Source organism: Enterococcus sp. AZ050 (genome assembly GCF_051715085.1).
Taxonomy (GTDB): Bacteria; Bacillota; Bacilli; order Lactobacillales; family Enterococcaceae; genus Enterococcus; species Enterococcus faecalis.
On the sequence record NZ_JBIOTC010000001.1, the window covers coordinates 2,057,624 to 2,072,264 of the forward strand.

The 14,641-nt window shown below is 38.7% G+C and carries 15 protein-coding genes; 10 read left to right on the plus strand and 5 right to left on the minus strand.

All coding sequences use genetic code 11. The annotated features are described in order from the left end of the window. Window positions 1–11 precede the first annotated feature (11 nt). Entirely contained in the window at window positions 12–425 is a 414-nt protein-coding gene (locus IGJ04_RS10080; RefSeq protein WP_438840173.1) for a DUF4809 family protein, read from the plus strand. Window positions 426–523: 98 nt separating this feature from the next. Here IGJ04_RS10080 and fabI read toward each other — a convergent pair whose 3' ends face one another. Next, complete coding sequence (gene fabI / locus IGJ04_RS10085; RefSeq protein WP_438840174.1) at window positions 524–1,276, minus strand: enoyl-ACP reductase FabI; 753 nt, start codon at window positions 1,274–1,276, stop codon at window positions 524–526. A 297-nt stretch (window positions 1,277–1,573) separates the two neighbouring features. Here fabI and fabF point away from each other — a divergent pair, with 297 nt between their 5' ends. The 3 genes from fabF to IGJ04_RS10100 all read left to right on the plus strand — a co-directional run bounded on the left by fabF (window position 1,574) and on the right by IGJ04_RS10100 (window position 4,380). Next, a complete protein-coding gene (fabF, locus tag IGJ04_RS10090) occupies window positions 1,574–2,812 on the plus strand; it encodes a beta-ketoacyl-ACP synthase II (RefSeq protein ID WP_002358339.1) in 1,239 nt (412 codons plus the stop codon). A 1-nt stretch (window position 2,813) separates the two neighbouring features. Then, window positions 2,814–3,248, plus strand: coding sequence for a 3-hydroxyacyl-ACP dehydratase FabZ (gene fabZ, locus IGJ04_RS10095; RefSeq protein WP_002355197.1), 435 nt, complete (start codon window positions 2,814–2,816; stop codon window positions 3,246–3,248). 163 nt (window positions 3,249–3,411) lie between these two features. Beyond that, window positions 3,412–4,380 carry a dihydroorotate oxidase gene (locus IGJ04_RS10100; RefSeq protein WP_002386045.1) on the plus strand — a complete coding sequence of 323 codons (969 nt, stop codon included), beginning with the start codon at window positions 3,412–3,414 and terminating at the stop codon, window positions 4,378–4,380. A gap of 184 nt (window positions 4,381–4,564) precedes the next feature. On the opposite strand, the gene IGJ04_RS10105 is transcribed toward IGJ04_RS10100, so the two are convergent. Beyond that, a complete protein-coding gene (locus IGJ04_RS10105; protein WP_002355200.1) occupies window positions 4,565–5,212 on the minus strand; it encodes a FusB/FusC family EF-G-binding protein in 648 nt (215 codons plus the stop codon). A 354-nt stretch (window positions 5,213–5,566) separates the two neighbouring features. On the opposite strand from IGJ04_RS10105, the gene efp reads away from it, so the two are divergent. The 4 genes from efp to IGJ04_RS10125 all read left to right on the plus strand — a co-directional run bounded on the left by efp (window position 5,567) and on the right by IGJ04_RS10125 (window position 8,590). Further along, window positions 5,567–6,127 (plus strand): elongation factor P, encoded by a 561-nt coding sequence (gene efp / locus IGJ04_RS10110; RefSeq protein ID WP_002355202.1) that lies wholly within the window; start codon window positions 5,567–5,569, stop codon window positions 6,125–6,127. 168 nt (window positions 6,128–6,295) lie between these two features. Continuing rightward, window positions 6,296–6,433, plus strand: a complete 138-nt coding sequence (locus tag IGJ04_RS10115) for a hypothetical protein (protein WP_438840175.1) — start codon at window positions 6,296–6,298, stop codon at window positions 6,431–6,433. Between the two features lie 89 nt (window positions 6,434–6,522). After that, complete coding sequence (locus tag IGJ04_RS10120) at window positions 6,523–7,440, plus strand: PLP-dependent cysteine synthase family protein (RefSeq protein WP_002361143.1); 918 nt, start codon at window positions 6,523–6,525, stop codon at window positions 7,438–7,440. Between the two features lie 13 nt (window positions 7,441–7,453). Next, on the plus strand, window positions 7,454–8,590 hold the full coding sequence (locus IGJ04_RS10125) for a cystathionine gamma-synthase (RefSeq protein WP_368552850.1): 1,137 nt from the start codon (window positions 7,454–7,456) through the stop codon (window positions 8,588–8,590). Between the two features lie 36 nt (window positions 8,591–8,626). Here the strand turns inward: IGJ04_RS10125 and genA are convergent, their stop codons facing one another. From genA to genR, 3 genes are all read right to left on the minus strand, one after another. After that, window positions 8,627–10,057, minus strand: coding sequence for a 6-phospho-beta-glucosidase GenA (genA, locus tag IGJ04_RS10130; RefSeq protein ID WP_002358345.1), 1,431 nt, complete (start codon window positions 10,055–10,057; stop codon window positions 8,627–8,629). Window positions 10,058–10,083: 26 nt separating this feature from the next. Further along, window positions 10,084–11,418 (minus strand): PTS sugar transporter subunit IIC, encoded by a 1,335-nt coding sequence (genB, locus tag IGJ04_RS10135; protein ID WP_438840176.1) that lies wholly within the window; start codon window positions 11,416–11,418, stop codon window positions 10,084–10,086. Between the two features lie 173 nt (window positions 11,419–11,591). Beyond that, a complete protein-coding gene (genR, locus tag IGJ04_RS10140; RefSeq protein ID WP_438840177.1) occupies window positions 11,592–12,353 on the minus strand; it encodes a transcriptional regulator GenR in 762 nt (253 codons plus the stop codon). A 198-nt stretch (window positions 12,354–12,551) separates the two neighbouring features. Here genR and IGJ04_RS10145 point away from each other — a divergent pair, with 198 nt between their 5' ends. Together IGJ04_RS10145 and IGJ04_RS10150 are read left to right on the plus strand one after the other, a co-directional pair. Beyond that, the gene (locus tag IGJ04_RS10145) at window positions 12,552–13,142 is read left to right on the plus strand and encodes a dihydrofolate reductase family protein (RefSeq protein ID WP_002386047.1); all 591 of its coding nucleotides are present in this window, start codon (window positions 12,552–12,554) and stop codon (window positions 13,140–13,142) included. A gap of 131 nt (window positions 13,143–13,273) precedes the next feature. Continuing rightward, window positions 13,274–14,641, plus strand: a complete 1,368-nt coding sequence (locus IGJ04_RS10150; RefSeq protein WP_438840178.1) for a TrkH family potassium uptake protein — start codon at window positions 13,274–13,276, stop codon at window positions 14,639–14,641.

A 14,641-nucleotide genomic window follows, 5' to 3' on the forward strand; every position in this document is an offset into this window, starting at 1 on the left:
TAAAAAACAATATGGGGGAAGAAACGATGCAAGAGGCAATTATAACAAGTACAGTAGATTTAACCAGTGGTGGTTGCAACGCCTGTGGTTTAGTGGAAGATACCGTCTACACATTAGCAATGAATGGAGTGGACATTCCGTTAGATGGCTTGACTGTTGCTCATCTAGTTTCTGCTGTTGTTGCCAGAAATGGATTTAAACAGGAGCTACAAATGGATATGCTAGATGACGAATATATCCTTTATCGAAAAGAAGACACAGCAGTAACCTTTAAAGAAGCGTACAATCATTTAAGCTACGATAACGGTTCTGAAAAAATCCAATCTAAAAATAAACTGGAAGATTTACCAAAACTTTTTGAACAAGTTAATCAAATCCTAACAACTGTTTTTGAAATTGAAACTGTCGATTTTATTATAGAATAAAGTAAAAAATAGAACAGAAATTGAACAATCAATGAGTGAAAGAGATTGTCCAATCTCTGTTTTTTAATGTATAAATAGAAAATAAAGACAAAAAATGATTAAGTTAAGTGAACGCCTTTATCGACATAAATGATGTCACCGACCACACCATTAGCTAGTTCACTGACTAAAAAGGCACAAGTGTTTCCGACTTCTTCAATGGTTACGCCTGTTTTATCTGGTGTCCGCTCATTAGAAATACTAATCAATTGATCGTAGTCTTTTACACCAGTCACAGCCAATGTTTTAATCGCTCCTGCGGAGATTCCGTTGACACGAATTTTATCTGCAGCTAATTCAAAAGCTAAATATTTCACGGCAGTTTCTAAAGATGCTTTAGCAATCCCCATCATATTGTAGTTAGGAATCGCACGTTCGGAACCTAAATACGTCAATGTGACAATTCCTGAACCAGGATTTAACAAAGGTTTCGCATAATGAGTGACTGCTAAAAGAGAGTAGCTACTAATATCTTGTGCTAATAGGAAACCATCACGAGTGATGTCACTAACGTTTCCAGACAATTCTTCTTTTTTGGCAAAAGCAATCGCATGGACTAGTCCATCGATCGTGCCCACTTCATTTTTAATTGTTTCAAAGGCTGCTTGAATGGACGCATCAGAAGCAACATCGCACTCCACCAACAAATCATTTTCATCTGCTAATTTAACCACTTGCTTTTTCATGCGTTCGTTTTGATACGTATAAATAACATTGGCCCCTTGATCTTTTAATGCTTTTGCACAGCCCCAAGCAATACTTTTTTTGTTGGCAACACCCATTACGACGACATTCTTATTTTGTAAAAACATATAAAATCTCCTTTAATAAAAAATTTTTGTTGATAGAATAGGCTTTTCTTCATCAAAATGTAAAAGTTACATTTATTGAGTTGACGAATAAAATTTCAACTGGTATTATCTGTGTGAGAATGATAACAAAATCTTCTCAATTTTCTAATCTTGAAAAAAACAGACATTTTTCCTGATGTCTGAATTATTAACCAAAATACTTTGAAAGTCAAACTATTTTTCTTATTTTTTAAGAAAAAGTGCTGGAAACCGCATGAAATAATAGTTTGATAATCAAAATAAACTCGGAGGTACAGTATGAAAAGAGTGGTCATAACCGGCATGGGAGCCGTAACACCATTAGGCAATACCGTAAAAGAATTTTGGCATAATCTAGTGGATGGCAAGCTAGGAATTGGCAAAATTACTAAATTTGATTCTGAAGATACTGGGGTAGCTTTGGCTGGCGAAGTGAAAGAGTTTGACCCAAGTGCTGTTTTAGAACGCAAAGAGCAAAAAAGAATGGACTTATTTTCTCAATATGGCTTGGTGGCTGCTTTAGAAGCGTGGGAAATGAGTGGTTTAACAGAAGCAACGATTGACCCGACTCGTTTAGGTGTGATTGTCGGTAGTGGAATCGGCGGGATGACTACCTTACAAGACCAAGTACGGGTAATGGATAAAAAAGGCGCAAAACGCGTAACACCATTTTTCGTGCCTATGGTAATTGCTAATATGGCAGCGGGAAATATTTCGATTCGTCTAGGTGCAAAAGGACCTTCTCAAACTATCGTGACTGCTTGTGCTTCTGCGACGAATGCGATTGGTGAAGCTTTTCGCACGATTAAATATGGTTTAGCTGACATGATGGTAACTGGGGGGACAGAAGCTACAGTATGTGAAATTGGGATTGCAGGCTTTGCAGCATTGAATGCTTTAAATACAACAGAAGATGCGACTCGGGCTTCGATTCCTTTTGATAAAGAACGAAAAGGTTTTGTGATGGGTGAAGGCGCAGGAATGCTGGTTTTAGAAGAACTCGAGCATGCACAGAAACGTGGCGCAACTATCTACGGCGAAATTGTTGGATATGGCAGCAACTGTGATGCTAGCCACATGACCGCTCCTTTAAAAGACGGTAGTGGCGCGGCGGCTGCGATGGAAATGGCGATTGCAGAAGCAGGGATTACACCGGAACAAATTGGGTATATCAATGCTCATGGTACGTCAACCCCAGCGAATGATGCTGCGGAAACAACGGCCATCAAGCGTGTCTTTGGTGAGCGAGCATCGCAAATTCCAATTTCAAGTACAAAGAGTATGACTGGACATTTATTGGGCGCGGCTGGCGGTATCGAAGCGATCGCTTGTGTGCAAACATTGCAAGAAGGAAAAGCTCATCCGACAGTAGGCTACCAAGTAGCTGATCCAGATTGTGATTTAGATTATGTCACAGAAGGTGCACGTGACATTACAGCGGACTATACAATTAGTAATTCGTTTGGCTTTGGTGGCCATAATGGTGTAATTTGCTTGAAGAAATGGGAGGAAAACTAGTATGAAAAAAGTAATGACTGCAACAGAAATTATGGAAATGATTCCTAATCGCTATCCGATTTGTTATATTGATTATGTGGATGAAATTATTCCAAATGAAAAGATTATTGCAACAAAAAATGTGACAATTAACGAAGAATTTTTCCAAGGACATTTCCCTGGAAATCCAACAATGCCAGGCGTTTTGATTATTGAAGCATTGGCACAAGTAGGTTCGATTTTAATCTTAAAAATGGATCAATTTGAAGGTGAAACAGCCTATATTGGCGGTATCAACAAAGCCAAATTCCGTCAAAAAGTGGTCCCTGGTGATGTCTTGAAATTACATTTTGAAATCGTCAAATTACGTGACTTTGTCGGCATCGGCAAAGCGACTGCTTACGTGGAAGATAAAAAGGTCTGCGAATGTGAATTGACGTTTATTGTGGGACGATAAGAATCAATCAATTTTGGATACGTTAGTTTCCCTAAGAAAAGGAATAAGTCACAATGGCTTATTCCTTTTTAAATTTATATAAATAACACTAACACAAAAAAACATGCTGAAAGTCAAAGAACATGCTATAATCATAAAAAGCTTATGTGAAGGTGGTAAGCTTATGAGTAAAACAATTTACAGGAGGGTTTTTCTTTTGGATATTTCAGTAGAGTTTTCGGGACATAAATTGGCGAATGTGTTAATGAACGCATCAGGCATTCATTGTATGACAATTAAGGAAATGGATGAGTTAGCGGCTTCTCAAGCAGGTGCTTTTGTCGCTAAGACGGCAACACCTAATCCTCGTCAGGGCAATGAGGAGCCTCGGTATTTTGATACACCATTAGGAAGTATTAACTCAATGGGCTTGCCTAATTTAGGGATTGATTATTATTTAGATTATCAGATTGCACGTCAAAAGGAATTTCCTGAGGAGTTACGCTTTTTATCTGTATCTGGTATGAATTATGAGGAAAATATCGCTATTTTAAAAAAAGTGCAAGAAAGTGAATACACAGGAGTGACAGAATTTAATTTGTCTTGTCCCAATTTGCCTGGTAAACCGCAAATTGCTTATGATTTTGAATTAACAGAAAAGCTTTTAACAGAAGTTTTCCAATTTTTTACTAAACCATTAGGTGTAAAATTACCCCCATTTTTTGATATTGCACATTTTGACGCAATGGCTGAAATTTTAAATAAATTCCCTTTAGTATACGTGAATAGTATTAATAGCATCGGTAATGGTTTATATATTGACAGTGACAAGGAAGAAGTGGTCATTAAACCAAAAGGAGGCTTCGGTGGACTGGGCGGCGAATATGTCAAACCGACAGCGTTAGCCAATGTTCGTGCGTTTGCGCAACGTTTGAAACCAGAAATCAAAATTATTGGAACGGGCGGTATTACATGCGGAAAAGATGTTTTTGAGCATCTTTTATGTGGTGCGACATTAGTACAAGTTGGCACACAATTGCATCAAGAAGGTCCACAAGTTTTTGAGCGTCTAGCCAAAGAATTACAAGAAATCATGGCAGCAAAAGGTTATGAAAGTATTGAAGAATTTCGTGGGAAATTGAAAGAGATGTAACAAAAAAGAGGTCGGGACAGAACCGTTTAGCTCCGAGAAATAAGAAGAAATTTCCGAAAATTGCTCTTTAATTTTTGGAGAATTTCGGCTTATTTCCGAAGGAGTTGGTTCTGTTCCCGCCGTTTATCAGTTTTTGAGCGTGGAGCAAAAATCCAAAGTGATTTTTGTCCCACGCTCTTTTTTGTTATTTCACAGCCTTAACATTTTCCATAAAGGCTTCCAAATATTCAGGTTGTGTTAATTGTTGGTTACAGGTGTCGCTATCATGGCAAATGTAATTGCCTTTTTTCGTGTAGGTTCCGTCGCCGCCTGATTTGGTGGTAGCTAGGAACATAGACACATTCGTGATTGTTTGACAGATGGAGCAAACACCTTTAACAATGGTGGGTGAAAGGGTGCCGTGGACGCCGATTAATTTATTTTCTCGATAAGCTAAGATAAATTTTTTCTGAGTCCCAGCGTCGTTCCAACCGACATAGGTATTGTTCCGTAAATCCATGTTTTCCCACTCAGGAATCTTTAACTTTTTCACTTTGCGAAAGACTTTCGTGACTTGTGGTGTTGAAGGTTCTTTAAAGGGCAACACGGTTTCTTTTAATTCGTCTAAATATTTTTCAGCACGCGCGCGTGTTAAACGACGATCCATCACTTTGTCCAACAAAATCGTAACAGCAGGGTGTTCTTCTGGAAATAACCCATTGATTTTTTCGGCACATAGGGCCTGGACAGTTTTGACAGTCGTAGCATCGTTAACAGACGTATAGGTATTTAGTAACACAGCGACTTGTTCTTTAATTATGTTAAATTGGTAAGGTTGAATAGTTGGGTTCATGATTTTAAATTCCTTTCAAATAGACCGAGTACATACGCTGAAAGGCAATTTGTCTCACCAACGTATGTTTAGTGACAGACAACCTCATGTGTTTTTGATAAAGATAGCGTTTGACGTATCATATCATCACCCCCTTTAATGATTGATTTTTTCTATGTAAAAAGTGAAAATAATTGATGAAAGCTTGGTAATTCTAACGCAATTCAAGAAAAAAGGCAAGTTAAACTCGTTTTATTTCCCAATTCAATGTCTGGGGAGTGATAAACTTCTAAAAAAGATACGTGATTTCCTAGATTAATCCTAGGTTATTTGCTACAATAATGAAGAATTAACCAGAGAAAAGGAGAAATTACAATGATTGCAGCAAGCGATTTAAAAGCCGGTATGACTTTTGAGCAAGACGGCAAATTAATTAAAGTAATGGAAGCTAGCCACCACAAACCAGGTAAAGGTAACACGGTTATGCGTATGAAATTAAAAGATGTTCGTACGGGTTCAACAACAGATACAACAATGCGCCCAGATGAAAAAGTGAAAAAAGCGCACATCGATACAAAACCGGTTCAATATTTATACAGCCAAGATGATATGGCTATTTTCATGGATTTAGAAACATATGAACAATATGAAGTACCAACTGCTTTAATTGAAGAAGAACTAAAATATTTATTAGAAAATATGGAAGTAAAAATTCAATTTTATGGTGAAGAAGTCATTGGTTTAACTTTACCAACAACGGTAATCTTACGTGTTGCTGAAACACAACCTTCAATCAAAGGCGCAACAGTAACTGGTTCTGGTAAACCCGCTACAATGGAAACAGGATTAGTTGTTAACGTTCCAGATTTTGTTGAAGCAGACGAATTATTAGAAATCAATACTGCGGAAGGTACGTATTTAAAACGTGCTAAATAAGTAGCAGAAAAACAGAAGGCTAGCCTTCTGTTTTTTTTGGTCTATTAATTCTTTTACCTATAAGAAAACCATTGGTGTGATAGGAAATAGCAATCGTTAGAATCGTTGACACTAGAAAATGGAAAATGGTATAGTTTGGTCAACACATGACGAAGGAGGAAATCAACCATGACGAAAAAACAAGCTAGCCTTTTTTTAGAAACGGAAAACTGTTGTTGTATGGTGCAAAATAGTGCAGCATACTCTTTTGTGATGGGGAAAACCTCCGTTATTTCTGAAAAATTGCCTAACACGATTCCTCTCTGAATCTAGACAACCAGAAATAAACAAAAAAGGTGCTGATGCGATCAGCGCCTTTTTGTTTTATGTACATGTATTAGAAGGAGGAATTCGCTATGATTGTTCAGTCAATTTTAGACACAATCGGAGCAACACCATTATTTGAATTTACAAGTGAACAATATCCTATGCCAGAAGGCACTAAAATTTATGCGAAACTAGAATATTTGAATCCAGGTGGCAGCGTCAAAGATCGGCTTGGTGTGCATCTTCTCAAAGAAGCAATGAAAACGGGAAAGATAAATCAAGCCACAACAATTATTGAACCGACAGCGGGGAATACAGGGATTGGACTTGCATTAGCTGCCAGTCAACTGGGCCTCAAGACAATCTTTGTTGTGCCAGAAAAATTTAGTCAGGAAAAACAACAGCTGATGCAAGCGTTAGGTGCTAAAATTGTCCCTTCGCCAACAGAGCAAGGGATTGTCGGAGCGATAACTAGTGCCCAAGACTTAGCCAAGGAAATTCCTAATAGTTACGTCCCGTTACAATTTGAAAATCCGGATAATCCTGCTGCTTACTACGAAGGATTAGGACCTGAAATTGTTCAAGACCTAGGCGGGAAGATTACTAGCTTTGTCGCAGGTTTAGGCAGTGGTGGAACGTTTGCAGGTGTTGGCAGATATCTCAAAGAACAAAATAGTAAGACGCAACTATGGGGCGTGGAGCCAGAAGGTTCGATTTTAAATGGCGGACCTGCACACGGACATGAAATCGAAGGTATTGGCGTGGAGTTCGTGCCGCCTTTTCTTAAACAGATTCCTGTGGACGGCTTTTATACCATTTCAGACGAGGATGGTTTTTTCTGGGTCAAACAATTAGCCAAGAAAAGCGCTTTGCTGGTGGGAAGCTCCAGCGGCGCAGCGTTTGCGGCGGCATTAAGAGAGGCGCGCCGCTTACCAGCAGGCAGCACAATTGTAACTATTTTTCCTGACGGTAGTGACCGTTATTTATCAAAAAATATTTATTCTTAGGAGGAAAACTTTTATGAAATTCAATACCAAATTAATTCATGGCGGCATTAGCAAAGACACAACAACAGGTGCAGTGAGTGTTCCTATTTATCAAACGTCAACCTTTGAACAAAATGGCGTGGGCCAGCCCAAAGAATATGAATATTCTCGTTCAGGTAATCCCACACGTCACGCATTAGAAACCTTAATCGCTGAGTTAGAAGGTGGGAGCCATGGCTTTGCGTTTAGCTCAGGCTTAGCTGGTATTCATGCAATCATTTCTATGTTTGGACCCGAAGATCATATTTTATTAGGTGACGATGTCTATGGGGGCAGTTTCCGTTTATTGGATAAAGTATTTGTAGCAAATGGGTTAAGCTACACGATTGTAAACGCCAGTGACTTATCAACAATTGAAGATGCAATTCAGCCAAATACAAAAGCCTTGTTTTTGGAAACACCAAGTAATCCACTGTTAAAAATTACAGATATTGAAGCGGCAGCTAAGCTTGCTAAAAAACATCAGTTGTTAACCATTGTCGATAATACATTTGCGACGCCTTATTTTCAACGGCCGTTAGCGTTAGGTGCTGATATTGTGGTTCACAGCGGGACAAAATATTTAGGGGGCCATAGTGATGTAGTTTCTGGTTTAGTCGTAACGAATCATCCAGAAAGCGCAGAAAAGATTGCCTTTTTACAAAATGCGATTGGCGCTGTTTTAGGACCACATGATAGTTGGTTGGTCCAACGTAGTTTAAAAACATTAGGCGTCCGGATGGCAGCGCATGCCCAAAATGCTCAAAAAATCGCAGAATTTTTAGAAGCGCATCCAGCTGTAGCAACAGTGTATTATCCAGGACTAGCGAGTCATCCTGGTCACGAAATTGCGCAAAAACAGATGTCGGGATTTAGTGGCATGATTTCTTTTGAATTAGCCAAGGATGAGCAAGTCGTTCCTTTCGTAGAAGCGTTGGAAATTTTTACTTTAGCGGAAAGTTTAGGTGGCGTAGAAAGTTTAATTGAAGTACCTGCCATTATGACTCACGCATCTATCCCCAAAGAAAATCGTGAAGCCGTGGGAATTAAAGATGGACTCATTCGTTTATCTGTAGGAATTGAAGCAGTCGAAGATTTATTGGCTGATTTAGAAAAGGGATTACAAGCATAAACAAAAGGCCCTCGTCTTTAGACGAAGGCCTTTTGTTTATAATTCTTCTCCATTCGTAGCAATCACTTGTTGATACCAAGCAAACGATTTTTTCTTTCGCCGCTCCAACGTTCCGTGACCATCGTTGTCTTTATCTACATAAATGAAGCCATACCGTTTCTTCATTTCGCCTGTACTAGCGCTCACTAAATCGATGAATCCCCAAGGTGTGTAGCCCATCAAATCAATGCCGTCATACGCAACGGCTTCTTTCATCATCTCAATATGTTCACGTAAATAAGCGATTCGGTAAGTGTCGTTAATCGTTCCGTCTGGTTCTAGCTCATCAATAGCACCAAAGCCATTTTCGACAATAAAGAGTGGTAATTCATACCGATCATTGAACCAATTCATTGCATAGCGTAAGCCCATAGGATCGATTTGCCAGCCCCAATCAGATGTTGCTACATAAGGATTTCGCACCAAGTCTTTTGCTTCATTGTAGTCAAAAGTAGGGGCCTTTTCTGCACCTTTTACAGCAAACGACATGTAATAGCTAAAGCCAATATAATCAACACAGCCATTAGCTAAATCAGTTAAATCTTCTTTTGTGACATCTAATGAAATGTTTTTTCGTTTCAAATAGCATTGAATTGCACTTGGATAATGACCGCGGACATGAACATCGGTAAACCAATAACGTTTTTGCATTGCGCTAACACTCATCATCATATCCTCAGGATTACAAGAATAAGGATAAATAGGCACCATCGCAATCATACAGCCAATTTGGAAGTCAGGATTGATAGCGTGGCCAATTTTCACTGCACGTGCGCTAGCGACTAGTTCATAATGAGCAGCCTGATACATAATTGCTTCGCGGTCTTCTCCTTCTTGGTAAGCAATACCAGAGTTAGTAAAAGGTGCAAAATCTTCTTCATAATTGGCTTGGTTGTTAATTTCGTTAAAGGTCATCCAATATTTGACTTTTTTCTGGTAACGAGTGAAACAGACTTCAGCAAATTTGACAAAAAAATCAATGACCTGGCGATTGCGAAAGCCGCCATATTTTGTGACTAAATGATAAGGCATTTCAAAGTGAGACAGTGTCACGACTGGCTCAATGCCATTTTTCAAACACTCGTCAAAAAGTGCATCATAAAAACGAAGGCCTTCTTCATTGGGCGTTTCTTCATCTCCGTTAGGAAAAATTCGTGTCCAAGCAATAGAGGTTCGGAAACAATTTAAACCAAGTTCTTTGAATAGTTGAATATCTTCTTGATAGCGATGGTAAAAATCAATCGCTTCATGGTTAGGATAGTGTTCATCTGGTAAAACGCCTGCGGTAATTTTACGAGGGACGCCATGTGCACCGGCAGTCATTACATCCGCCACGCTCACCCCTTTACCGCCTTGGTCCCAGCCTCCTTCTAATTGATGAGCAGCGACAGCGCCGCCCCAAAGAAAATCATTTTTCAAAATTGACATATCGTTTCAGTCCTTTGTTCAAATTTTTATACGTTTTGTGCTTCGACTTTTTCAAGGGTTTCTTCAGTAATCGGTTGATTGGTTTCTTCTGCGTAGTTAAGTGCATCCATTTTTTTAGCAAACGGTAAATAGATAAAGAAACTCATCGTCAGTACCACTACTTGAAGCAACGCGGCTTGCCAACCACCAACTAAAAGTCCAGAAATGATTGGAGGAGTAGTCCAGGGAACTTGTACCGCAGTAAAGAGAGGAACCAGTCCTGTGTACAAGGCAAAATATGTCACAACAGAAGAAACAATCGGTGTGATAATGAATGGCATAGCCATGATTGGGTTCATCACGATAGGTGTAGCAAAGACAATTGGCTCGTTAATATTGAAAACAGCTGGCCCAATTGAAAGCCGACCTAATTGCTTAAACTGAGCTGATTTGGCAAAGAAAACCATGAACACGACTAACCCGATTGTCATGCCCGCACCAGTGACCGTTAAAAATTGATCTAAAAATTGTTGTGTAACAATATGGCCACCATTAGCCAGTGTTAAGTCTTTTCCAGATTTCAAAATTTCGGTGTTTTCTAAAGAGTTTGCTTGTAAAATAGGGCCCATGATACCGCCAACGATTGTTGACCCGTGAACACCGAAAAACCAAAAGAGCGGAATGACAAAACCTAATAGTAATGCGCCACCTAGTGAATCTGTGACTCCTTGAAGTGGTGATTGTAGCACTTCGTAAATAAAGTCAAAGAATGTCGTATTGAAGACTTTATCTAGAAGAATGAAAATTAGCATTGCACCAGTTACAATGACGCTGGCAGGAATTAACGCAGTAAAGGAATTGGCCACATTTTCTGGTACAGCTTCTGGTAATTTGATACGAATATCATGACGTAAAAACCAACTATATACAACGCCGACTAACAAACCAACAATAATAGCTGTAATCATTCCTTTGCCAGCTGTCCAATCTTTGTTGATGACATTGCCAACTACTGCGCCAGAAACCGCATCTTTGACTTCAGATGACATAAACAAAATGAAAACCACCATGGCAATCATACCCGCTGGGAGGCCTTCAAATCCCTCGCTTTTTACATATGAGTAGGCAATACCGATGACCGCAAATAACGACATAATCGCAAAAGATGCCCCATATGCTTGATTGAAATAAACAGCCAGACCGCTTGCGTTAACCCATTCAGAAATAGCTGTAACTGGGAAATTCGCTAATAGAAGAAACACGGAACCAACAATGGTAAAAGGCATCGTGTAAAGCATCCCGTTCCGTAAGGCAGTAATTGCTTTGGTATTGACGAATTTTAGTACTGGAGGTAATAATTTCTCGTTAATCCATTCGTTCATAAAAATCTCTCCTTTGAAGAATAATATAAATGCAAATGTATCCGTTTACACATTTACTATATAAGCTTATTTGAAGAAAAAATAGACTTTTGCTTGAATGAGAAACATGTACCAAGAAAAAAAACAAAAAAGCTCATGCTGTCTAAAACAGCATGAGCTTTTGTGAAAAACAACTAGAAAGGTGTTTCATCTAGTTCCTTTAAAAGTTGACTTGCTTGATGAGCTAGGAGTTCAATTAAAGCAATGACAGGGATTTGAGTGGTTGTATTGACTGACTTATCTGCAAATGGAGAACGTTCGTCGGGCATATAATAGGAGATGTTGTAGTCAGCCAAGCGGGCAATAGTTGAATGTTGATTGTTGGTAATGCTTAGCACTTTGGCACCAGCTGTTTTAAAATCGGTCATTTGTTTAATCATTTCATTGGTTTCCCCAGATACAGACAGAATCAAGGCTAATGTATTTTCAAATCCGCGCTTGGGGATAGGCGTAAAGGGATCAGCAATACTGTAAGAATTGATATTTAAGTTGGCAAAATAACGACTGCCATAACTACCTAAAATTCCGCTAGTACCAATGCCAGTAAAGGCAACGTGACGTGCTTGAACAATCATTTGAATTGCTGGACGAAGCATTTCGTAATAGGTTTCTTGGTTTAATTTTTTTAAAAAAGCATCGACGTGAACCGTGGCATCATAAAAATTTTCAAACGTTTGTGTTTGTTTGGCTTCTTCTTTCACTGCATGTTTTAATTCGGAAAAACCAGCATAGCCCATTTTGTTACAAAATCGTAGAATCGTTGAGGTGGAGACATGACAGGAAGTAGCCAGTTGGCGAATGGTCTGTTGAGGGATTTGGTGCAGGTGTTCCAATACATAATGGTAAACGAGCATTTCTAATTCATTCAAGGTCTGAACCTTCTCTAAATCAAACAAAGTAATCCTCCTTTATATAAAAACTGAATATGTTATTTTTTTGTGTAAATCAAATAAACCAATTCTTATTTTTCTTGAAAAAAATGTAAAATAACTCAATAAAAAGTTTCTTATTTCCTATTTTACAAAAAGTAGCCCAATTATTCTAGTTTTTCTCTTTTTTCTTTTAAAAATAACAATGCGCACCCCTAGAGTTTTTTGAGAAAACAAGCTAAAATAGATAAGAAGAGAAAAGGAGGCGTTGATGTGGCACGGGAAGTAATTTTATTTATTGCAGCGAGTATTGATGGTTTCATTGCGGACAAAGCGGGCGGTGTTGCTTGGTTAGAAGAGAATATTCGTGGCGATGAAGAAGATCGTAGTTACGATGAAATGTATGAAAAAATAGACACTGTGGTAATGGGGCGGACTACTTATGATCAAGTGACACAAGAATTGTCCCCAGATGTGTATTTTTATGAAGACAAGCATTCTTATATCATTACCTCTCATCCAGAACCATCAACTGCTTCAAGAACTTTTACCAAGGAAGATCCCGTCACATTAATTCGTCGTCTCAAAGAAGAAGACGGCGCGGGAATTTGGATTGTTGGAGGCCCGAAAGTGGTTCAACCGCTTTTGGCAGCTGATTTAATTGATACCTTCATTTTGACGACAATACCACTGTTTCTGGGTGAGGGCATTGCTCTATACGAGACAATGGCTCAATCAATCCCAGTTCGTTTAAAACAGGTTTATCAAAAAAATGAGTTGGTTTATTCGATTTATCAACGTGAAAACAAAAATTAAAAAATAATTATTCGGTTGGGCAAGTTGCTTTCAAGGTTTTGAGTTTCTCATAGGGCGAGAGGAACAAAGCAACAGTTGTCTAGCCGTTTGTGTTGTTTTTGATTGACAAAGAAATGGTAGAGGAGAAAAAAATGAAACATCAGATCAAAAGAAGGTTGTATATTTCACCTGTTCAAACAATTGTCTTAGGCTTTTTTCTATTAATTGTTGTAGGCACAATCTTATTAATGATGCCTTTTTCTGCACAAGCTGGACAAAAAACGCAATGGATTGATGCTTTTTTCGTGGCAACTTCCGCCGTCTGTGTTACAGGGCTTTCGCCTTTGAATACGGCGGAACATTGGAGTCCTATCGGGCAAGTTATTATTATGATTTTGATTGAATTAGGTGGCTTAGGCTTTTTAACCGTTGCCACGATTTTCTTTAGTTTGCTGCGGAAAAAAGCGTCACTAAGTGTACGGATGTTGTATCAAGAAGCTTTAAATGTTAGTGAAGTTTCCGGAGTTTTTCGTTTAATGAAATATATTATGAAGTTTGCGGCCATTATTCAATTACTTGGAGCCTTCTTGTTGTCCTTTCAATTTGTGCCAACATTTGGGTGGAAAAAAGGGTTGTTTTTTAGTCTCTTCCATGCCGTTTCGGCATTTTGTAATGCTGGCTTTGATTTGCTAGGGGATAGTATGGTTCCTTATCAAAATTCGCCTTATCTTTTACTAGTCATTAGCTTTTTAATTATAGCTGGTGGTTTAGGATTTATTGTGTGGCGCGATATTTTTGCAATGATTAAAGGCTATAAAAATAAAATTAAGCACCGTGTTAGTATTCATACACGCCTTGCTTTAACGGTGACCGCCACCTTTTTAGTCTTAGGGACCGTTATTTTTTACATTTCAGAATATCGCCATTTTCCAGCTGACATGTCTTTTTGGCAGCGTCTTGTCAACAGTTGGTTCTTGTCGGTTACACCAAGAACGGCTGGCTTTTATTCAGTTGATTATTTGAAAATGAGTAATCCAGGCCTGATTGTCACGATTTTGTGGATGTTTATTGGTGGCACTTCAGGATCAACCGCTGGCGGCTTGAAAACCACTACGTTTGGTGTGTTATTTTTACAATTTCGTGCAATTTTTAAAGGGAAACAGCGAGTGGAATTCCATGAACGCACAATTCCTGAGCGAGTAGTGCTCCAAGCGTTTACTTTGTTCTTCTTGGCAACTTTTTTATGTGTAACTGCTTCGGTTATTCTCTCGTTTACAGAAACATTACCTTTAAAAAACGGGATTGAGTATATTGTTTTTGAAGTGATTTCTGCATTTGGAACGGTCGGTTTAACAATGGGGTTAACACCAGATTTAACTGTTTTTGGTAAACTGGTGATTATTTTTCTAATGTTCATCGGTCGTGTGGGTGTGTACACGGTGTTATTGTCATTAATTAAGAAAGGCTTGGAAAGTCAGTCGAAAGTTCAATATCCAAAAGAATCAGTGATGATTGGTTAA

Coding starts and splice junctions, on each gene's coding strand:
- fabI (WP_438840174.1), bottom strand. CDS start 1,276: ATGTTTTTACAAAATAAGAATGTCGTCGTAATGGGTGTTGCCAACAAA.
- IGJ04_RS10080 (WP_438840173.1), top strand. CDS start 12: ATGGGGGAAGAAACGATGCAAGAGGCAATTATAACAAGTACAGTAGAT.
- IGJ04_RS10100 (WP_002386045.1), top strand. CDS start 3,412: ATGAGTAAAACAATTTACAGGAGGGTTTTTCTTTTGGATATTTCAGTA.
- IGJ04_RS10125 (WP_368552850.1), top strand. CDS start 7,454: ATGAAATTCAATACCAAATTAATTCATGGCGGCATTAGCAAAGACACA.
- fabZ (WP_002355197.1), top strand. CDS start 2,814: ATGAAAAAAGTAATGACTGCAACAGAAATTATGGAAATGATTCCTAAT.
- IGJ04_RS10105 (WP_002355200.1), bottom strand. CDS start 5,212: ATGAACCCAACTATTCAACCTTACCAATTTAACATAATTAAAGAACAA.
- IGJ04_RS10115 (WP_438840175.1), top strand. CDS start 6,296: ATGACGAAAAAACAAGCTAGCCTTTTTTTAGAAACGGAAAACTGTTGT.
- fabF (WP_002358339.1), top strand. CDS start 1,574: ATGAAAAGAGTGGTCATAACCGGCATGGGAGCCGTAACACCATTAGGC.
- IGJ04_RS10120 (WP_002361143.1), top strand. CDS start 6,523: ATGATTGTTCAGTCAATTTTAGACACAATCGGAGCAACACCATTATTT.
- genB (WP_438840176.1), bottom strand. CDS start 11,418: ATGAACGAATGGATTAACGAGAAATTATTACCTCCAGTACTAAAATTC.
- efp (WP_002355202.1), top strand. CDS start 5,567: ATGATTGCAGCAAGCGATTTAAAAGCCGGTATGACTTTTGAGCAAGAC.
- IGJ04_RS10150 (WP_438840178.1), top strand. CDS start 13,274: ATGAAACATCAGATCAAAAGAAGGTTGTATATTTCACCTGTTCAAACA.
- genA (WP_002358345.1), bottom strand. CDS start 10,057: ATGTCAATTTTGAAAAATGATTTTCTTTGGGGCGGCGCTGTCGCTGCT.